Origin of the sequence: Sphingomonas sp. R647 (assembly GCF_020177055.1) — a bacterium.
Lineage (GTDB): Bacteria > Pseudomonadota > Alphaproteobacteria > Sphingomonadales > Sphingomonadaceae > Sphingomonas.
In genome coordinates this window covers 264,574-284,300 of sequence record NZ_JAIQXT010000002.1, presented here as the reverse complement: position 1 = coordinate 284,300, position 19,727 = coordinate 264,574, and the positions used below count along the sequence as shown (strand labels likewise).

The following is a 19,727-nucleotide window of genomic DNA, read 5'->3' as shown; positions in this document are numbered from 1 at the left end:
CGCCCCGCTGCCAGACTTGATCCTGCCGGCATCCTCGACGCCCTTTCAGACCTGCTCGACGCCACCATCATCGCCCCGACACGCAGGTCGTGATCACGCATCTGGGCAAGGTTCCGGCGGGCTGCATCTACTGGCCCGGAGAGCCTCGTCCTGGCGGAGATGTTCGATCAAGCGCTGCCAGGCGCGCGTCGTCGGCCATGGACAAGTCAGCCTCACCGATCGCCCAATAGGCGTCGGCGCGCATCAATAACGAAAACCGGTCGTCCGGATCGAGCGTCAGCGCTTCAGACAGATGCGCGATCACACGTCGCTGATCCTTCCGATGTCTCGCAAGAATCGCCCGGCCACGCAGAACGACGATCCAGGCGGGCTCACCCTTCGCAACGCGCGCAAAGTCCGCCTCCGCACGCTTGGGGTCATTCTGCCAGGCATAGGCGATCCCTCGGTTGGCCAGCGGGTATGGGTCGTCGCGTTTGCGTTCATGCGCGATCGTGAAGTCGGCAACTGCCGCCGGCAGGTCGCCCGCGTCCAGCTTTGCAAGTCCGCGTTGGAGATAGGCATCGTCGTCATCTGGACGGAGTTTCAGCGAAGCATCGAAATCCTCGATCGCGCGCCGATAGTTCCCCATCTGGGCGTAGATCAATGCGCGGTTGTAGAGCGTGTAGGAATCGCGCGGGGCTAGCTTGAGTGCCGCCGAATAGTCGGCCAGCGCCTCGTTATTTCGCTCCAGCCGCGCATGCACGCGTCCGCGCGCGGCCAGAATGTCCGAACGGTCTTCGGGGTCCAGGTCCTTGTCGGCGAGCATTGTCGTACAGGTCGTCAGGCTGTCGACCCACTCGGATTCCACATCCGAATCGTCACACCGGGGCGTGATCTTGTCGTGATACAGCGCACCCGACGCCAGGAACATCAGGCCGGCCAGGATGGCATTCCATGTCATCGAGGACCAGTAAGCGATGGGCTGTTCAGCGCGGTCATAGCTGAGCGAAACGCCGCGGAGCAGCGGCTCGGCCCGGCGCTCGCGCCAGCCCTGAACTAACCTGCCCAGCGCAAAACTGGCGAAAACGCCGAGCACGGTCGGCGCGAACCCGGCCCACGCGACCAGTCGTGGTGCCAGGGGCGTGAAACTGAACACGCCAACAGCCAAGATCACGGTAAGAACAAGTACGCTGACCAGCAACTGCCTGCCCGAGCGCCAGCTCAGATCCGGCGCCGGAGCCGTGACGTCACGCACGCTCGTTCCCGCCCGGATATGCTGGACGACATAGGTGGCTGGCCCGACCCCCGCAGCTACAAGAAAGAGAATAAGCCCAGTCTGGGCCGGCAGATCGTCGAACACACCCTGACCGTGACGCAACTTGCCATTTTGGGCAACCGCCACCAAGCGTACGGGACGAGCGCACCCGCCAAAGCGGAGGCTTTCCTACAACACCCCGAAAAGCGCATAAACTGGTCGATGCGCAGCCGACTCGCCCAGCCCTGCAAAAGCCGCCGCGAGCGCCGCCGCGCCGCGCCACATCGCCCCGACAGTATCAGGCGACTGTCAGCTTCGGCGCACTACGCACGTCAGACACCCCGATTTTTGTCAGTTTCGTTAGCCGAAGCTGACAGGATCGCACGCATTGCCCAAAACTTCGTCAGTTTCTCCGGATCACTCCGCGGCCTGTGCAACCGCCTCGAAGTCCGCCCCGGCCAGAAAGCGCTCAGCATCCAGCGCGGCCATGCAGCCGGTGCCCGCTGCAGTAATCGCCTGGCGATAGACCTTGTCCATCACGTCGCCACACGCGAACACGCCGGGCACGCTGGTACGCGTCGTCCCCGTCTCGACGGTGATGTAGCTGTCATCGTCCAATTCCAGATGCCCGCGGAACAGCTCGGTCGCCGGGTGGTGGCCGATCGCGACGAAACCGCCCTCGACATCGATGCGCGATTCCTCGCCAGTCACGCGATCCTTCAGGTTCAGCGCCACCAGCCCCTCGGGGTCGCCGCCGCCGACGAACTCGACCACTTCCTTGTTCCACAGCACCTTGATCTTGGGATTGGCGAACAGCCGCTCCTGCAGGATCTTTTCGGCGCGCAGCGTGTCGCGGCGGTGGATCAGCGTCACGTCATGGCTGTGGTTGGTCAGGTACAGCGCCTCTTCGACCGCAGTATTGCCGCCGCCGATCACCGCGACCTTCTTGCCGCGATAGAAGAAGCCGTCGCAGGTCGCACAGGCCGACGCGCCCTTACCCTTCATCGCCTCTTCGCTCTCCAGCCCCAGCCACTTGGCCTGCGCACCGGTAGCGATCACCAGCGTGTCGCCCGAATAGACGGTGCCGCCATCGCCGATCAGGCGGAACGGGCGCTGCGACAGATCAACCTCGACGATCGAATCATACATCATCTGCGCGCCGACATGCTCGGCCTGCGCCTGCATCTCTTCCATCAGCCAGGGGCCCTGGATCACTTCGCGAAAGCCGGGATAATTTTCGACATCGGTCGTCGTGGTCAGCTGGCCGCCCGGCTGCACCCCCTGCACAACGATCGGGGCAAGCCCCGCGCGCGCGCCATAGATGGCGGCGGACAGGCCGGCAGGGCCGGAACCGAGGATCAGCATGCGGGTCGAGTGGGTGGCGGTCATTCTGAAATCCTGTTGAGCCCCGCAATTGGGGTGGCGGTGCCGCATCTAGGGGTTCGGCACCGCCGATGGCAACATGGGTGGTGTGCCCCGCTCTGCCAGCAAAGCGATTCTGTTGTGGACGAAAGCCGGTTGAAGGGCAGCGCCCGGCTGGGCAGACTGGCGGCATGACACTTCGCCGCACCCTGCTCGCCGCAGCCTTGCTGCTCCCCCTCCCCGCGCTCGCGCAGGAAGCCGTCCCAATGGTGGCACCGCCCCCGCCCAAGCCAGCGACGCAGCGGGTTGCGATCGACACCGGCATGGGCCGCATCGTGCTGGAGATCGAAACGCAGCGAGCCCCCATCACCGCGCGCAATTTCCTGCGCTATGCCGATCAGAAGCGGCTCGACGGCATCGCGTTCTACCGGACGGTGAAGGTCGCGGACAAATTCGGCTTCATCCAGTTCGGGATCGACAACGACCCCAAGCGCATCCTGCCGCCGATCAAGCATGAGCCGACGACGCTGACCGGGGTGAAACACGTCAACGGCGCGATCTCCACCGCGCGGCTGGCGCCGGGCACGGCGCGGGGTGAGTTCACGATCAGCGTGGGGGACCAGCCTTCGCTCGACGCCGACCCGACCAAGCCCGGCGACAATCTCGGCTATGCCGCCTTCGGCAAGGTGGTCGAGGGGATGGAGGTGGTGTGGAAAATCCTGGACGCCCCGACCTCACCAACCGCGGGTGAAGGCGTGATGAAAGGGCAGATGCTCAGCCCGAAGATCCGCATCCTGAAGGTGAGCCGAGTGCCTTAAAACGCACTAAACAGCAGGAGGACGAACAGCCAGAACAGCAACGATCCGCACACGACCATCAGGAAGCCCGAACCCGCCGGCAGCGCATCGTCCATCGCGATCAGGTCGCGGTCATCGGCGCTGGCAATCTCGTGGTAAGAAGACATGGCAACTCTCCGGTCGATGTTGCCATATCTGCCATGTGCCCAACGGGTTGCCCATATCGGGAAAGCCCGATCGGGATTCTACGGATGTCGGGGTTAACCCTTCGGATCACGGCGCCGGCGGGTATTTCTCCGCCAGCGCGGCGCGGACATCGGCGACCTTGATCGCCCGCCACTGTCGCGAAGGCTCCTCCCCGGCGGCCAGACTGATCGGTCGGATCAACAGGCGATACTCGAACCCCTGCGGCGTCCCGCCCCCGGCGCTGTAACCATAGCCATAGGTGACCGTGCGCTCGACCAGCAACGCGCTCTCGATGATGAAGGCATCCTTGCCGAGGCCGCGAACATGGTCCGCCGCGACTAGCATCGCCGCCTCCTCGACCATAGCCGGGCTGGCCGACAGGCTGCCCATCCGCAGATTGACCAATTGGGGATCGTCGCCCTTCATGACCCGATACCCTTCCATATCGGTCCGCCAGAAATTGCTCCCCTCGTCCCGCATCCTGGGCTTCGCCTCGGCATGCTCGCCGCGCGGAAGAAGTTTCACCAGATCATCGAAACCCATCTGCAGCATCTTGGTGGTCCCGACGTCCTGCATCCGCCGGATCTCTTCGATCGTCGCATCAATGGCACGTGCTTCTGCCGGGCCATCGGCACGCAGCTGCGCGATCAGGTCCGACATGACCACCAGTGCCTCGCCGCGCGGCCGCTCGGGCTCGTCGGCGAGCGACTTCATCGTCATCTTGCCGGCACGCAACCGCAACGCGATCGCCCGCGACCAATCGTCGAGCACCTCGGTCGCCTTATCCCCCGCGGCGACGCGCCGCCGAAAGTCCTCCTCGACCCGCTTGGGCTGCTTGCGTCCATCAGGGCGTGGCGGCGGCGGCTCCACGGCAAACGCAACCTCGTCCCGCGCGCCCTTCAGCTCGATCGCCGATTGCTCGGTCTTGCCCGCCGCCAGCAGTGCATAAGCCCGGGCGCCCCGGATCGCGGCACGCCCCTGGATCTCTTCATATTTACGATCCGCATCGCCGCTCAGCGACCATCCACCGCGGTTCTTCGGCAGGTCGAAACTGATCTGTTCGGCGTAGAGTGCGGCATTCTCGAAATCGCCGGTCTGCAGCGCGATCATCAGCATCAGCCGTAGCATGACCGGATTGTAGGAGGCCTGCTCGCGCAACTGGGCGATGCGGATGCCCCGATCGGTATCGAACAACAGCCGGATTGCCGACGCCAGCCGCCGCACACTCGCCGAATAGGGCCGCCGCGCGATGATCGAATCGAGCATCTTCTGCGCGTCGGCAGCCTTTTTGGTGCGGTAGAGCGCGACGGCGCGCAGGGCGTCACTGCCAAGGCGGGTCGCGGCGAGTTCTTCGCGCGTCGCGTAGGTGGCGTGGAAGGCGTCGAACTCGTCGAGCGTCGCCATTGCGGTTTCGTCGCTCTTTTCGGCGAGTTCGTGCAGGGCGCGGGCGCGGAGGAGCGAAAGGCGGCGGTTGCGGAACTCCGGGACCAGCATCGGATCGGCAAGGGTCCGTTCGCACGCCGCGCTGCCCTGGACGCCGAACGATCGCAGGCGGATGCCGTAGTTCGGACCCAGTCCGCCCCAGCCACGGTGTTCGGGCTGTTTTTCGCCGGGCTTGAGCTTCTTTTTCGGGTTCGGGACGGGATAGCCGTCACAGGTCGGATAGTCGGCGGCGACTGCCGGCTGGGCAGCGACCGGGGCCGGCGGTGGCGGCGGGGATGGCACTTCGACCACGTTGGCCTGCCCCGCCTGTGCACCACCCATTGCCCCACCGGTCGCCAATGCGCCGGCCAGCACCGTCCAGAATCCGTTCACCGAAAGCCCCCTTGCGATTCGCAGGATGATAGCTTCGGCAACCGGGGGCAGGAAGCGGCGACGAAACGATCCGCCGCCCTGCCCCGGAGCACAATTTACTCGACCGGCTTCACCTCAAGCCCGGTCCACTTCGCCGCGAAGGCGTAGAGGTCGGACGTCTCCTCGATCACCTTGTCGGTCGGCTTGCCGGCGCCATGCCCGGCCCGCGTTTCGATGCGGACGAGGTGCGGCTTGGGGCCGATGTCCGCCGCCTGCAGCGCGGCGGTGTATTTGAAGGTGTGGCCCGGAACGACGCGGTCGTCGGTGTCGGCGGTCGTCGCCAGGATCGCGGGATAGGTCTTGCCCGACTGGATGTTGTGGTACGGCGAATAGGCGCGCAGCCGCTTCCAGTCAGCTTCCTTCGACGGGTAGCCATAATCGTCGACCCAGTAGCGGCCAGCGGTGAAGCGGTCGAAGCGAAGCATGTCCATCACGCCGACTGCGGGCATTGCCGCCGCGAACAGGTCAGGCCGCTGGTTGACCACCGCGCCGACGAGCAGGCCGCCATTCGACCCGCCCTGGATCGCCAGACCGTCCTTCTTGGTGACGCCCTGAGCGATCAGATATTCGCCAGCAGCGATGAAGTCGTCGAACACATTCTGCTTGTTCGCCAGGCGGCCGCCGTCATGCCACGCCTTGCCATATTCGCCGCCGCCGCGGATGTTGGCGAGGACGAACGCCCCGCCCTGCTCCATCCACGCGACCCGCGCAGCGGAGAAGGCCGGCGTATAGGCGATGTTGAACCCGCCATAGCCCCAGAGGATTGTCGGTGCAGGACCGGTCGTCGTCTTCTTGCGCACCACGAACATCGGCACGCGGGTGCCGTCTTTCGACGTGTAGAACTTCTGGTCGACCACATAATCGGTCGGGTTGAACGCGACCTTGGGCTGCGCCCACACCGTCGCCTTGTCGGTCGCGACGTCGTAGCGGAAGATGGTCGTGGGATAGTTGAAGCTGGTGAAGGCGAAGAACGTCTCATTCTCGTCCGGCTCACCGCCAAAGCCCGATGCCGTACCGATGCCCGGCAGCGTCACCTTGCCCAGCAGCTTGCCGTCGAGCGCATGGCGACGCACTTCGGTCTTGGCATCGACTAGGTAAGACAGGATCAGCTTGCCGCCGACGATCGACGCCCCGCCCAGCACGGCGGCATCCTGCGCCACGATTTCGCGCGGGGTCAGGTCGGCGCTGGCGACGTCGATGGTGACGACGCGGCTGCGCGGCGCATCCTTGTTGGTCGACAGATAGAAGGTCGATCCGACATTGCCGATCACCGACCAGTCATGGGTCAGCGCGCCGATGATCGTCTTCGGCTTGGCGGCCGGGTCCTTAAGGTCGATGACGTGCAGCAGGTTGCGGTTGTCGGTCCCCTCGCTGGTGTAGATCACCAGCCAGCGACCATCGTCGGTCAGGCCCGAATAATGGCTCTGCTTGGGCTGGCTCGGGGTTTCATAGACCAGCCGATCGGCGCTCTGCGGCGTGCCGAGCTTGTGGAAATAGATGCGGTGATTTTCGTTCAGCGCCTGGAACTTGGCGTCCGCAGGCGGCTCGGGATAACGCGAGTAGAAGAAGCCCGATCCGTCCTTGGCCCAGGACGCGGCCATGGTGAACTTGGCCCAGTCGATCTTGTCGTCCAGCACCTTGCCCGTCGCAACGTCGAGGACGCGGATCGTGCGCCAGTCGCTGCCGCCATCCTGGATCGAATAGGCGAGCAACTTGCCATCTTCCGACGGCAGCCATTCACCGAGCGCCGTCGCGCCATCGGCCGCCCAGCTATTGGGGTCGAGCAGAACGCGGCCTTCGCCATTGAGACCATCGCGGACATACAGGACCGCCTGGTTCTGGAGCCCGGAGTTGCGCGAGTAGAAATAGCGCGTGCCCTTACGATACGGCATGCCGAAGCGCTCATAGTCGAACAGCTTGGTCAGGCGCGCCTTGAACGCGTCGCGCCCGGGCAGCGTGTCGAGATAGGCGTCGGTCACCTTGTTCTGTGCCGCGACCCATTCGGCCACTTCCTTGTCGTTGCGGACGTCGTTTTCGAGCCAGCGATAGGGATCGGCGACCTTTTCTCCGAACGCCTCGTCGACGACATCGACGCGGCGGGTGTCGGGATAGGAAAGCGGTGCGGTCATGGTCGGCGCGGACTCCGGGCTGGCAACGGCAATGGGCGAAACGAACAAAAGCGGCAGGGCGAGAATCGACGCGCGACGCATTGGTATCTCCTGAAACGGAAGCGCCTTACCCTATTGCGACACTGCGCAGGGTCAAGCGGGCCGTCCGACGAAGCTGACAGAAAAGCGGGGGTTTTCGGCCGACGCGCCCGGTTTGCGACCGTGACGGCACGCCAACGCGACCGCCGCGACACACCGACGCGACACTCAAGCGCCGTCCGGGCGACAGTGTCAGGCACGGCCCGTGGCGGGCGATCGGGGTTGGAGCGGCGGGGCATCGACCAGTGTAGATCAGAGGAAATCCAACATTTGAAGCCCTGAACGTCACGCGAACGAGATCAGCGCGCTTTCATAGGCCACCCAACTCATCACCATCAGCGGGAGCATTGCAAAGGCGAGTGCCACTGCGTTGCCAGCCCCATGTCCACGCGCATTTTTCATCTGATCCTCCTGCGCCGCAATGTTTGCAGGGCGCGTGCCAAATCGGCGATCGGCGGATTTCCGTCGGTTCTTCCGTTGGGCATTAGATGGGGAGCCGCACTGCGCACCAAAGTTTAGCGATTCTTACGGGGGCGCAACATTAGCTTGGGGCGGCGTACCGTGGCAGGAGGGGGTAGATGATCCTATTTGCCTTGATCCTTGCAGCCACGCCGCAGACCGACCGCGCCGCGGATGCCAGCGCGTGTATCCGCGCGGTGCCACCGGCCAACGGTACGATCGGAACGCTGGAGAATCGCTGCACCGATCGGCTGGTGGTGTTCATGTGCGTGACCGGGCCGCCTTTGCCCGAGCGCGAGACCTATTTCGACTGCGCCAAGGGGCAGGTCGGCAGCTACGACGTCAAGGCAGCGGGCAGCGCGCCCGCGATCTTTGCCGGGGCGCGGCGGTTGCATCTGTTCGCGTGCCGGTTTCCGCAGTTCCTGCCACGTGATGTGCGGTACCATCATGGGCGGGGGTTGAAGGGGGTTTGTCGGTGAAGTGAACACCCCTCTTTCGGGATCACGCTGCGCGTATTAGCCATCGTGAATGAATGAGGAAATGCCCGCATCGCATCTTAGCACTGCATTGGGATGCATCGCGGCCACCCTGCTGTTCATCTCGGTTGGCTTTGTGGTGCTATTTGTCTGGGCGTGGAGCGGCGCGCATTGTCAACCTGCCCCCCAATGTCAGCAGGGCGCCGGGTACTCTGCGCTGGGTGAGGTCGCCCTCCTGCTCGGCATTTCCACGCTGTTGGGCTTCCTTGTGCGGTGGCTGGCGAGAGCAATCGGTCGGGGCAATTCTGAGAGCCCTGCATTTTCTGCAGTCATCAGCACCGTCGTCATGCTGCTCCTCGTGTGGATCGCCTTTAAGGGTACATTGCATCTGATGGTGTATCTGATGGAGCACATTCGCTAGCGACGCTCAGGTGCCATGCCGCAAGGCAGCGCCCAAACGAGAAGGGGCGGCCGCACCGTCGTGCGACCGCCCCAGCTCTGGTCGATGAAACGCCCGAAATCAGGCGGCTTCGTCGAAATCCTCGTCGGTCATCACCGGACCCGAGTCCTGGCCCTTGGCCGAGACGTCGCGGTCGACGAATTCGATGATCGCCATCGGCGCGGCGTCCGAAGCGCGCGGGCCGGCCTTGATGATGCGGGTGTAACCACCGTTGCGGTCGGCGTAACGCGACGCAAGCACGTCGAACAGCTTCACCAGCTGCGCATCGTCGAGCAGACGGGCGTGCGCGAGACGGCGGTTCGAGAGACCACCCTTCTTCGCCAGCGTGACCAGCTTTTCGACGTAAGGACGCAGTTCCTTCGCCTTGGCGACGGTGGTGGTGATCTGCTCATGCTTGATCAGCGCGGCCGACATGTTGCGGAACAGCGCGATGCGATGTGCCGAGGTGCGCTGAAGCTTACGACCGCCGTATTTATGACGCATGGTATTTCCTTCGTTCGTTAAGGGGCCGTCTTACGGAACCCCAGACCAGGCAGCACTTGGGGTGGCTGCCCATCGACCCTTCTTCCAGGACGCCCGCCGCGGCAAAGCCGCGGCGTCAGACGGAGCCTTCGGCCCCGCTGGCCGGGCTGGCGCTGTCTCCGGGTTAGCCTGCGCTAACCCGGTGCAGCTTAGCCCATGATTTCCTGCTCGAGCTTCTTGGCCATCTCTTCGATGTTCTCAGGCGGCCAGCCCGGGATTTCCATGCCGAGGCGCAGACCCATCGACGACAGCACTTCCTTGATTTCGTTCAGCGACTTGCGGCCGAAATTCGGGGTGCGCAGCATCTCGGCTTCGGTCTTCTGGACCAGATCGCCGATGTAGATGATGTTGTCGTTCTTGAGGCAGTTCGCCGAACGGACCGACAGCTCCAACTCGTCCACCTTCTTGAGCAGGTAGCGGTTGATCGTCGCGGTGTCGCTGCTGCCCTCGGTCGTCGTCGACTGGGCTGCAACGCCGACCGGCGCGCTGCGGGTGATTGCCGAATCGTCGAAGTGGACGAACAGCGCCAGCTGGTCCTGAAGGATGCGCGCGGCATAAGCGAGCGCATCTTCCGGCGTGACAGTGCCATCGGTTTCGATCGACAGGCTCAGCTTGTCATAGTCGAGTTCCTGCCCAACGCGGGTGTTCTCGACCTTGTAGCTGACCTGGCGGACCGGCGAGTAGAGCGCATCGACCGGGATCAGACCGATCGGCGCATCGGCCGGACGGTTGGCACTGGCGGGGACATAGCCCTTACCGGTGTCGGCGATGAGTTCCATGTTCAGCACCGCACCATCGTCGAGATGGCACAGCACCAGTTCCGGGTTCATCACTTCGATGTCGCCCGACACGGCGATGTCACCGGCCTTGACTTCCGCCGGGCCGGTTGCGCTGAGCTGAAGGCGCTTGGCGCCCTCACCCTGCATGCGCAGAGCGATCTGCTTCACGTTGAGCACGAGATCGGTGACGTCTTCGCGCACGCCGGCCAGCGAGCTGAACTCGTGCAGGACGTTTTCGATCTTGATCGACGTGACCGCGGCGCCCTGAAGCGACGAGAGCAGCACGCGACGCAGCGCGTTGCCCAGCGTCAGGCCAAAACCACGCTCAAGGGGTTCGGCGACGAACGTCGCCTTGCTCTTGCCGTCACCGCCCTTTTTCTCAAGGCCGTTCGGCTTCTTCAGTTCCTGCCAGTTCTTTGCATTGACAGACACAGGCTTCCCCAAGGTTGGGCAGGATGAGGGGTGCATCCTGCCAGTAGAGAGAACCGCTCCACCCCGGCCCGGCTTCCCGGACCGCAGGCGACGCGGAAAGGTAAATCAGACGCGACGACGCTTGCTGGGGCGCACGCCGTTGTGCGGGATCGAGGTCACGTCACGGATCGACGTGATCTGGAAACCGACCGACTGGAGGGCGCGCAGGGCGCTCTCACGGCCCGAACCGGGGCCCTTCACCTCGACTTCGAGCGTACGTACGCCGTGTTCGGCAGCCTTGCGGCCTGCGTCCTCGGCAGCGACCTGGGCCGCATACGGGGTCGACTTGCGCGAACCCTTGAAGCCCATCATGCCGGCCGACGACCAGCTGATCGCGTTGCCCTGGGCGTCCGTGATCGTGATCATGGTGTTGTTGAAGCTGGCGTTCACATGGGCGACGCCGGAGGTGATGTTCTTGCGTTCGCGACGGCGAAGACGCTGCGGTGCTTGTGCCATTGTTCAGTAATCCTTCGAGTTTCGAAGCAGGCGGGCCGCTGCGAAGCGGCCCAGCGGCTTACTTCTTCTTGCCGGCGATCGGCTTCGCCTTGCCCTTGCGGGTGCGCGCATTGGTGTGCGTGCGCTGACCGCGGACAGGCAGACCCTTGCGATGACGCAGGCCGCGATAGCAGGCGAGGTCCATCAGGCGCTTGATGTTCATTGCGGTTTCGCGACGAAGATCACCCTCGACCGTGTGGTCAGCGTCGATGGTTTCGCGGATCTGCAGCACTTCCTGATCGGTCAGGTCCTGCACGCGACGCTCGAGCGTGATGCCGAGCTTTTCGGTGATCTGCTTGGCCTTTGCCGGGCCGATGCCGTGGATATACTGAAGCGCAATCAGAACGCGCTTGTTGGTGGGCAAGTTAACGCCCGCGATACGTGCCATGAAATAGGTTCTCCCAGCTCCACGGGGCGTGCATGGCAGCATGCCCCATCTCGTCGCGTTGACCCGGAACGCAAGCGCGCGGCAGACATGCACGCACGCCGCCGTTCACCGGTGTTTCGGAAGATGGGCGACATATTGACCGCGGCCCGCACTGTCAAGCGCCGGGTGCGGGGAAAATCTGGTTCTGGTGACATACACCAAATCAGACCCCCGGCCAAGCATGCCGGCCACCATCCGTCTCATTGCCGGACGGACAGATCCCAGGCGGCGGCAACCTGACCGGTGAACAGATCACGCATGCCGTCGATGCGGCCGCGCCCGTCCGCGCTGGTCAGCTCCACCCCCTTAAGGTCCGCCAGGGCGGACCGACCGGCATCGCGAAACAATGTGCGGCGTTCGGCGGGGCTGGTCCACCGCTTGTGCAGAATGCGGGCGAGGTCGCCGCGCAGATCGGCGGCCCATGGGTGACCGGGCGGATAGGCCGCATCGCCAAGCGTAACCGCCTTGCGCAAAGCCGCTTCAGCTTCGACCGGGCGGTTCGTTCGCCCCAACAGCACGCCGTAGTTGCCATAGTCCGATGCCAGATCCGCCCGATCCTCCGCCGTATGCGCCCGCCGTTCTTGTAGCGCGATGGTCTCCAGCAGCAGCTTCTCGGCTTCGCGATACCGATTCTGTTCGATCAATATCGACGCATAGTTGGACATGGCGCTGGGCTGCGCAGGTCCGTTCGGGTCGCAATGACGGCGGCATAGATCGAGCGCACGCGTCATGGTGGCGTCCGCCTCCGCGCCGCGCCCGATCAACCAAAGTGCACCGGCGAGGTCATTCAGCGCCACACGCAACCGGGAATCGTCGGGCGGCAAGGTCCGTTCATACAGGGCGACGAGCTGACGCAGGACGACTGCAGCCTCGCCGGGCCGCCGCTGCATGTTAAGGTTGCGGCCTACCAGGCCCAGCGCCTCCCCGATTGATGTCGGGTCGGCCTGCGATGCCGCCTCGCGGATGGCGAGCGCGCGGGCGAAGATCGCCCCCGCCTCGGTGAACCGCTCCTGCTGGGCGAGCACCTTGCCGAGCGCGATTGTCCGTGCGGACAGGCTGGTCGCATCGGCCGGCGATGCCGCCTCCAGCAGCGCGATGGACCGCCGATACATCGCCTCCGCCTCCGCAAAGCGCCTTTGCTCGTCAAGAACGACCGCCAGCGCATCAACCAGCCCATACAGATCGGCTTCACTAACCTTGGCCCCCGCCTCAACGACTGCCATCGCCGCGCGCAGCTCGATTCCCGCCTCCTCCAATCGCCCCTGACGGTAGAGATTGGTGCCAAGGGCGTAGCGGATCGATACGAGCTCGCGATGACCGGGCGGATAGTGCACGCGGGCCAGCTCCAGCGCTTCGCGCTGTAGCTCCTCGGCTTCCATCCGTCGTCCGATCAATTCGACCGGATAGGCAAGCGCCACCCGCGCGCGGGTGCGGCGGGGATCATTCGAGTTCTCCAGGCGGTCGGCGGTGGCCCGCGCCTCTCGCCCGGTCGCGACCGCCGCGACCAGCTGCGCCGCACGCGTCTGCGACCTGGCGAGCGCGAGCATCAGGTCGAGACAGGGCGCTGGCTCCGGCTCGGCTGCGCGACATGCAGCGAGTGCCGTCGCGGTCTTGGCGGCCGCAGTAACATGGTCGCCCCGCGCGGTAGCCGCGCGCGCTTCCGGGGGCACGCGCAGATGGCCGGTGTCGGCGTCCGCAGGCGTCTGCGCGGTCAAGATCAAAGCGGCAAGCGCGGTAATCATCGCGATGTTATGCCAGTATCACGACCGCGCAACAGCAGACGCTTTCCGACAGATGCGTCAAGGGCGCTCCCCCGCCGCCTTGAGCCCCGGCATCTGCGCGGCGATCACGCCATCGACCGGCGCAGCGAGCGTGGCGAGGCCCGCGGGATGGAAGCCGCCGACGACATAAGTGACCGTGAGCGCGGTTCCGTTCCCCTCCGGCTTGAGCGAAAAGGTCATCGTCGCGGTCACCGCGCCGCTCTGCAGCGGGCCGAACGCGCCCGACAGGCGCAGCGTCTTGCCGCGCACGGCGTAGAGCGTGCGGCCATGTTCGACCGCGCCGCCAGCCAGCGTCTCGCACCAGCAGCCGCCGGGCCGCGTGTCCCAGCTGATGTTGGCGCTATCGCCCGAATAGGTGTGGTCCCTGCTCCACCACAGCGATGGCCGGGCGATGGTGTCCCACACCTTTTCGGGCGGGGCGGCGATGAGCAGCTTGTGGGTCGAGACGAAGGCGGTGGCGTCCGACTGCGTCAACTCCGCCGCTGCGGGTCCGGCGGCCAGCGTCAGTGCGAACGCTGCTGCAACCAGTGCCTTCATGCTCCCCCTCCCCGCCAAATCAGACAGGGAGGGTGCGCCGCCGCCGCAGGGCGGTCAATTCATTTCGCAGGCGGCGCGTCCTTGCCCATGTGCCGGTCGAGGAAGTTGAGGATGGTCGTCCAGAGATGCACGCTGATCCCCGGACCGGCAACGCGATGCGTCTGGCCGGGGTAGAGCATGGTTTCGAACGGCACCGCCGCACTTTGCATCTTCGCCATCATCACGGTCGAGTGCTCGAGCACGACATTGTCGTCGGCCATGCCGTGGATCAACAGCAGCGGATCGGCGATCCTGGTCGCGTCGGCCACGGTGTTGGCCTTGTCATAGGCCGGCTGCACCTGACGCGGGTCGCCCATGTAGCGCTCGGTATAATGGGTGTCGTACAATTCCCACTTGCTGACCGGTGCGCCGGAGATGCCCGCCGCGAAGGTGCCGGGGGCGGCCTGGAGCATCTTGAGCGTCATATAGCCGCCGTACGACCAGCCATAGGTGGCGATGCGGCCTGCATCGACGAAATCGAGGGTCTTGAGATACGCGGCTCCGGCGAGCTGGTCCTCGACCTCGACCCCGCCCATCGCCTGATAGAGGTGATCCTCGAACGCCTTGCCACGATTGGCCGCGCCGCGATTGTCGAGGACGAACCAGATATAGCCGCGATCGACGAGATACTGCTGCAGCGCGCCGCCCCAGGCGCGGCTGACCTGCTGCGAATGCGGGCCGCCATAATGCTGGAAGAAGACGGGATATTTCTTGCCCGGCTCCAGCTTGGGCGTAATCATCTCCCAGTGCAGGATCGTGCCGTCGGCGGCCTTGATCGTGCCGAAGCTCTTTTGCTGATGGCTGGCGAGATAGGGCGCATAGGGGTGCTCGCCCGCGACCGTGTTCTCGTTGACCCAGGCGAGGCGCTTGCCCGCCGCGTCGGTGAGCATGATCTGCGCCGGCTGGTCGGACTTCGAGCGGGTAAGGATGATCTTGCTGGCGGTGCCGTTCGCGCTGGCGCCGTGCCACCAGCCGGGTTCGGTGATGCGGGTGACGACGCCGGGCTTGCCCAAGTTCACCGTGTAGAGGTGGCGTTCGAGCACGCCGTCCTTGTTGCCGGTGAAGGTGATGCGACCGCTGGCCTCATCCACTCCGACGATGTCGGCGACTTCCCACTCGCCCTTGGTCAGCTGAGTCCATTTGCCCGATTTAAAGCGGTAGAGATGGCCATGGCCGTCGCGTTCGGACCACCAGATCAGGCTGCCGTCCTTGAGCGCGCGATAGGCGTCGGACAAATTGACCCAGCTGCGTTCGCCCGACTTTTCGCTGAACAGCACGCGTGACGCGCCGGTGGTCGGATCGACCGCGAGCATGTCGAGGACGGTCTGCGCGCGGTTCTGGCGCTGGACGAGCAGGGTCTTGCCATCGGGCGTCCAGTTGACGCGGGCGAGGTAGATGTCGGTTTCGGTGCCAAGGTCAACCTTGACCCGGCCGGAGCCGTCAGGGTTCATTACATAGAGGTCGACCAGCACGTTCGCGGTGCCCGCCTTGGGGTAGCGCTGGTCGTAGATCTTGGTGCCCTCCGCCCCGATCGCGGCGCGGCTGACAATGCCGACCGGGCTTTCGTCGAAGCGCTGGACGGCGATCCGCTTGTCGTCGGGCGACCACCAGTACCCGGTGCGGCGGCCCATTTCTTCCTGCGCGACAAACTCGGCCTCGCCGAAATAGACGGTCCCCTTGCCTTCGGTCGTCGCCTTCATTTCCTTGGCGGTCGCGAGGTCGAGGACGAAGAGATTCTGGTCGCGGACGAAGCTGGCAAAGCCGCCGCGCGGGCTGATCACCGGGTTCAGCTCGCCGCCCTCGGTCGCGGTCAGGCGGCGGACATTGCCGTCGAGCGTGGCGAGATAGAGGTCGCCGTCGAGGGGCACGAGGATCGACTTGCCATCGGGTGCCCAGTCATAGGCGACGATGCCCTTGCTGCCGCCGATGCGCGCCCGCTCGCGCTGCATCTTTTCCGCTTCGGACAGTTCCGCGCCGGTGCCGAGTTTCAGACTGTCGACCAGCATCCGCCATTGGCCGGTTGCGGTGTCCATCGCCCACAGGTCGAAGCGCTGATTGTCGTCGGGACGGTTGCGCAGGACGGTGACGAGCGTGCCGTCGGGCGACAGGCGGAGCGCGCGCGGGGTAGTGCCAGCCAGATCGGGGCTGGCAAAGACGCGTTCGAGCGTCAGGTCGCCGCCAGCCATCTGCTGTGCCTCAACCGGCATGGCCACACCCGCCGACAACAACGCCATCGCACCCAACGCCGCTTTCCACATCCTGCAACCCGTCCATCATTATGCCTGTCCGCCAGCCTATCGGGCTTCCGAACGAGGAGGTAAAGTCTCATGCGCGACCGCCTCGCTCAACACATAGCGCGGTCCTGCCCCGCTCGCGCCTGCTTCATCGCCGGGATTGTAGAGGCTGCATTTGCGCAGCGACAGGCAGCCGCAGCCGATGCAGGCGTCGAGCTTTTCACGGGTGCGCTCGAGCAGCGCGATGCGGCGATCGATCTCGGCGCGGAAATGGCGGCTGATGCGGTTCCAGTCCGCCAGCGTGGGCGTGCGGCCCTGTGGCAGGCGGTTCAACTCGGTCGCGATCTCCTCAATCGTCAGCCCCAGTTTCTGGGCGATCAGCGCGAAGGACAGGCGGCGGATGTCGGAGCGCAGGAAGCGCCGCTGGTTGCCGCTGGTGCGGATCGGCGCGACCAGCCCCCGCCCCTCGTAGAAGCGGATCGCCGAGACGCTGAGCCCCGTGCGCGCCGCGAGATCGCCGATGGTGAGAAGTTCGTCGCCGCGCATTTTCCGTTTGACCTCAACTTAAGTTGAGGTTGTAGCGGAGCCGGGCAATCACGCAAACCGCAAAGGAACCGCGATGCCCACGACCTTTATCGAACACGCCAACCTCACCGTCACCAGCCCCGCACGCACCGCGAAGCTGATCCAGCACCTGTTCGGCTGGCACATCCGCTGGCAGGGCGCGGCGCGCGATGGCGGGACGTCGATCCATGTCGGCGACGACCGCAGCTACCTCGCGCTCTATGCTCCTCCGGTCGATGGCGAGCGGCGCTATCCCAAGGGACAGCCGCTCAACCATGTCGGCTTCGTGGTCGATGATCTCGATGGCGTCGAGGCCAAGGTCGCAGCGGCGGGGCTCAAGCCGTTCGGGCATGACGATTATGAGCCGGGGCGGCGGTTCTACTTCTTCGACTTCGACGGGATTGAGTTCGAGATTGTGAGCTATGGGTAGGTGCTAATCCTCCCTTCTTCTTGGCCCTCTCCCGCTTGCGGGAAGGGTTGGGTGAGGGTCGTCTTCTTCTGCCTTCTGGTCGGCGGGTTGGAAGGAACAAGAAGAAGAAGGCCCTCCCCTGCCCCTCCCGCAAGCGGGGGGGGTTAGAGTAGGAGAAGAGGGAGCGGGTTTACGTCCGCGCTGCTCTCTGTGCGCACAGGCTGAGCATGCGGCTGGCGATCTCGCGCTCGCCGACCACCACGTCGCCTGCGCCCTTGGCTTCGAGATGCTCGACTTCGGCATCCGAATGCGCGCGGGCGACGATGGCGATGCCGGGGTTGATCTCTCGCGCCGCTTGGACGACGGCACCGCCCTCGAACCCCTCGGGAATCGCGATCAGCAGCTTGGCGGCGCGATCGACGCCGGCAGCCTTGAGCGCTTCGGGATCGACGCCGTTGCCGCGTACGACGTCCAGCCCCGCTTCCTTCGCCGCCTTAGCGATGTCCGGCTGATCCTCGATCAGGATGAACGGGCGTTTGCGGGCCAGCAGGTCGCGCGCGATCAGCTTGCCCACCCGGCCATAGCCGACGAGCACGATATGGCCGGTGCGGTCGCCGGTATCCAAGGGCGGCTCGATCGGATCGGTCTGTTCCTGCCGGCGCGGGACCAGCCAGGTGAAGATGAACGGGTTGGCGAGGATGGACAGCAACGCGCCCGCGAGCACCAGATCGCGACCCTCGGCCGGCAATATCTCGAGCGACACGCCGAGCCCGACGAGAATGAAGGAGAACTCACCGATCTGCGCCAGGCTCGCCGCCGCGGTGACCGCGATGCGATGCGTACGGCCAAGCGCGCGGACAATCGCGTAGGCGACAAGCGACTTGCCAACCACGATGATCAGGAAGGTCGCGATCAGCGGCAACGGCTGCTCGATGATCACCGCCGGGTTGAACAGCATCCCGACCGACACGAAGAACAACACCGCGAACGCATCGCGCAGCGGCAACGTCTCTTCCGCCGCCTGACGGCTGAGCTGGGTTTCGCCGAGGATCATGCCGGCGAAGAAGGCGCCGAGTGCGAAGGACACATCGAACACAACCGCCGCGCCGAACGCGACGCCCAGTGCGATCGCGAGGACGGCAAGGCGGAACAGTTCGCGTGAGCCGGTATGCACGACCCAATGCAGCGCCATCGGGATCAACCGGCGCGCGACGAGCAGCATGACGACCAGGAATCCCGTGACCTTGAACCCGATCTGGGCGAGCGGGACCAGCACCGCGCTCCAGGTCATCGGCCCGTCACCCTTCATGATCTGCGCCAGCACGGGAAGCAGGACGAGCGCCAGGACCATCACCAGATCCTCGACGATCAGCCAGCCGACCGCGATCCGTCCGCGTTCGGTATCGACGATGCCGAACCCTTGCAGGCCGCGCAGCAGCACCACGGTGCTCGCGACCGACAATGCGAGGCCGAAGACGAAGCCCGCAAGCGGATCCCAGCCCAGCATCCAGGAGAGCCCCATCCCCATCACGACGGCCGAGGCGATCTGGCCGATCGCACCCGGCACCGCGATCTTGCGAACGGAGAGCAGGTCGCGCAGCGAGAAATGCAGGCCGACACCGAACATCAGCAGGATGACGCCGATCTCCGCCAGTTCGGCAGCAAGGTTGCCGTCGGCGACGAAGCCGGGGGTAAACGGCCCGACCATGATGCCCGCGAGCAGATAGCCCGCGATCGGCGAAACCTTCAGCTTGTGGGCGATCGACCCCATGATGAAGGCGATGACGAGCCCCGCGACGATCGTGGCGATAAGGGGGGTGTGGTGCATAGGCTGGCGGTCGTCCCTGTTGTGGCCCGGACCGCAACGTGCGGCCCGGGCGATGCGGCTATCCCGTCGTCCCGCCGATCACGAGGGCAGCAGCGGCAGCACTTGCCGCGACCCCACCCCAGACAACCGGCGCGAACCACCAGGGTGGCCGCTTTTTCTTCTGATCCATGACAAAACTCCAAAGACGCCAGGATTGGCGAATTGGCGAAGGGTCAGGCGAGCGGCGGGCCACGCGGGCTGCCGTCGAGGACGGAATGCGGACGAAGGGGAAGCGGTTCCGGCGCCGCGTCGTGCGCGGCGGGAATCCATCGCGGTGCTGCGATCGGCACGACCGCCAGCGATGCCACCGCGATGTCGCTGGCCCCGGCGGCGGGGCCGTCGTCGCGGCGGACGGTTTCGGCCATGATCCGGGGCGCCGGGCGGATCGGCCTGAGCGCGACGACGGTGGTCGCCGGGTTGAATGCCGAACCATAGGCGATGGTGCGCGGCGGGCCGCTGCTGAGCAGCGACGAGGCCAGTGCGACCAGCAGCGCGATCCACAGCGCCGCTGCCCGGACTGGCCGGGCGTCGAGCGCGGATGGGATGGAGCGGGCTGTCACCCGGTCA

The 19,727-nt window shown here is 65.2% G+C and carries 19 protein-coding genes; 4 read left to right on the top strand and 15 right to left on the bottom strand.

Annotation, left to right across the window (positions count from 1 at the left end):
- Nucleotides 1-127: 127 nt before the first annotated feature.
- Entirely contained in the window at nt 128-1,339 is a 1,212-nt protein-coding gene (locus K9B35_RS20270; RefSeq protein WP_224920760.1) for a tetratricopeptide repeat protein, read from the bottom strand.
- Between the two features lie 312 nt (nt 1,340-1,651).
- Entirely contained in the window at nt 1,652-2,623 is a 972-nt protein-coding gene (trxB, locus tag K9B35_RS05255) for a thioredoxin-disulfide reductase (RefSeq protein WP_224920759.1), read from the bottom strand.
- A gap of 164 nt (nt 2,624-2,787) precedes the next feature.
- On the opposite strand from trxB, the gene K9B35_RS05250 reads away from it, so the two are divergent.
- Nucleotides 2,788-3,414 carry a peptidylprolyl isomerase gene (locus tag K9B35_RS05250; RefSeq protein WP_224920758.1) on the top strand — a complete coding sequence of 209 codons (627 nt, stop codon included), beginning with the start codon at nt 2,788-2,790 and terminating at the stop codon, nt 3,412-3,414.
- On the opposite strand, the gene K9B35_RS05245 is transcribed toward K9B35_RS05250, so the two are convergent.
- From K9B35_RS05245 to K9B35_RS05235, 3 genes are all read right to left on the bottom strand, one after another.
- Nucleotides 3,411-3,560: a hypothetical protein gene (locus K9B35_RS05245; RefSeq protein ID WP_224920757.1), complete on the bottom strand. Its 150-nt coding sequence runs from the start codon at nt 3,558-3,560 to the stop codon at nt 3,411-3,413. The two genes, K9B35_RS05250 and K9B35_RS05245, sit on opposite strands and share 4 nt — an antisense overlap.
- A gap of 106 nt (nt 3,561-3,666) precedes the next feature.
- Nucleotides 3,667-5,394, bottom strand: coding sequence for a hypothetical protein (locus tag K9B35_RS05240; protein ID WP_224920756.1), 1,728 nt, complete (start codon nt 5,392-5,394; stop codon nt 3,667-3,669).
- A 95-nt stretch (nt 5,395-5,489) separates the two neighbouring features.
- On the bottom strand, nt 5,490-7,643 hold the full coding sequence (locus K9B35_RS05235) for a prolyl oligopeptidase family serine peptidase (RefSeq protein ID WP_224920755.1): 2,154 nt from the start codon (nt 7,641-7,643) through the stop codon (nt 5,490-5,492).
- 575 nt (nt 7,644-8,218) lie between these two features.
- Here K9B35_RS05235 and K9B35_RS05230 point away from each other — a divergent pair.
- Both K9B35_RS05230 and K9B35_RS05225 read left to right on the top strand, forming a co-directional pair.
- Nucleotides 8,219-8,578 carry a hypothetical protein gene (locus tag K9B35_RS05230; RefSeq protein WP_224920754.1) on the top strand — a complete coding sequence of 120 codons (360 nt, stop codon included), beginning with the start codon at nt 8,219-8,221 and terminating at the stop codon, nt 8,576-8,578.
- Nucleotides 8,579-8,627: 49 nt separating this feature from the next.
- Nucleotides 8,628-8,996 (top strand): hypothetical protein, encoded by a 369-nt coding sequence (locus K9B35_RS05225; protein ID WP_224920753.1) that lies wholly within the window; start codon nt 8,628-8,630, stop codon nt 8,994-8,996.
- A 99-nt stretch (nt 8,997-9,095) separates the two neighbouring features.
- On the opposite strand, the gene rplQ is transcribed toward K9B35_RS05225, so the two are convergent.
- The 8 genes from rplQ to soxR all read right to left on the bottom strand — a co-directional run bounded on the left by rplQ (nt 9,096) and on the right by soxR (nt 16,866).
- Nucleotides 9,096-9,518, bottom strand: coding sequence for a 50S ribosomal protein L17 (gene rplQ, locus K9B35_RS05220; protein WP_224920752.1), 423 nt, complete (start codon nt 9,516-9,518; stop codon nt 9,096-9,098).
- Between the two features lie 188 nt (nt 9,519-9,706).
- Entirely contained in the window at nt 9,707-10,768 is a 1,062-nt protein-coding gene (locus tag K9B35_RS05215) for a DNA-directed RNA polymerase subunit alpha (RefSeq protein ID WP_224920751.1), read from the bottom strand.
- 105 nt (nt 10,769-10,873) lie between these two features.
- Nucleotides 10,874-11,263 (bottom strand): 30S ribosomal protein S11, encoded by a 390-nt coding sequence (gene rpsK / locus K9B35_RS05210; protein ID WP_224920750.1) that lies wholly within the window; start codon nt 11,261-11,263, stop codon nt 10,874-10,876.
- Nucleotides 11,264-11,321: 58 nt separating this feature from the next.
- The gene (gene rpsM, locus K9B35_RS05205; protein ID WP_224920749.1) at nt 11,322-11,690 is read right to left on the bottom strand and encodes a 30S ribosomal protein S13; all 369 of its coding nucleotides are present in this window, start codon (nt 11,688-11,690) and stop codon (nt 11,322-11,324) included.
- 239 nt (nt 11,691-11,929) lie between these two features.
- Entirely contained in the window at nt 11,930-13,471 is a 1,542-nt protein-coding gene (locus tag K9B35_RS05200) for a tetratricopeptide repeat protein (protein ID WP_224920748.1), read from the bottom strand.
- Nucleotides 13,472-13,528: 57 nt separating this feature from the next.
- A complete protein-coding gene (locus tag K9B35_RS05195; RefSeq protein WP_224920747.1) occupies nt 13,529-14,047 on the bottom strand; it encodes an SRPBCC family protein in 519 nt (172 codons plus the stop codon).
- Between the two features lie 59 nt (nt 14,048-14,106).
- Entirely contained in the window at nt 14,107-16,344 is a 2,238-nt protein-coding gene (locus K9B35_RS05190) for a DPP IV N-terminal domain-containing protein (RefSeq protein WP_412103438.1), read from the bottom strand.
- A gap of 36 nt (nt 16,345-16,380) precedes the next feature.
- On the bottom strand, nt 16,381-16,866 hold the full coding sequence (soxR, locus tag K9B35_RS05185) for a redox-sensitive transcriptional activator SoxR (protein ID WP_224920746.1): 486 nt from the start codon (nt 16,864-16,866) through the stop codon (nt 16,381-16,383).
- Nucleotides 16,867-16,939: 73 nt separating this feature from the next.
- On the opposite strand from soxR, the gene K9B35_RS05180 reads away from it, so the two are divergent.
- Complete coding sequence (locus K9B35_RS05180) at nt 16,940-17,314, top strand: VOC family protein (RefSeq protein WP_224920745.1); 375 nt, start codon at nt 16,940-16,942, stop codon at nt 17,312-17,314.
- Nucleotides 17,315-17,483: 169 nt separating this feature from the next.
- Here the strand turns inward: K9B35_RS05180 and ybaL are convergent, their stop codons facing one another.
- Nucleotides 17,484-19,121, bottom strand: a complete 1,638-nt coding sequence (gene ybaL / locus K9B35_RS05175) for a YbaL family putative K(+) efflux transporter (RefSeq protein ID WP_224920744.1) — start codon at nt 19,119-19,121, stop codon at nt 17,484-17,486.
- 212 nt (nt 19,122-19,333) lie between these two features.
- Nucleotides 19,334-19,720 carry a hypothetical protein gene (locus K9B35_RS05170; protein ID WP_224920743.1) on the bottom strand — a complete coding sequence of 129 codons (387 nt, stop codon included), beginning with the start codon at nt 19,718-19,720 and terminating at the stop codon, nt 19,334-19,336.
- Nucleotides 19,721-19,727 lie beyond the last annotated feature (7 nt).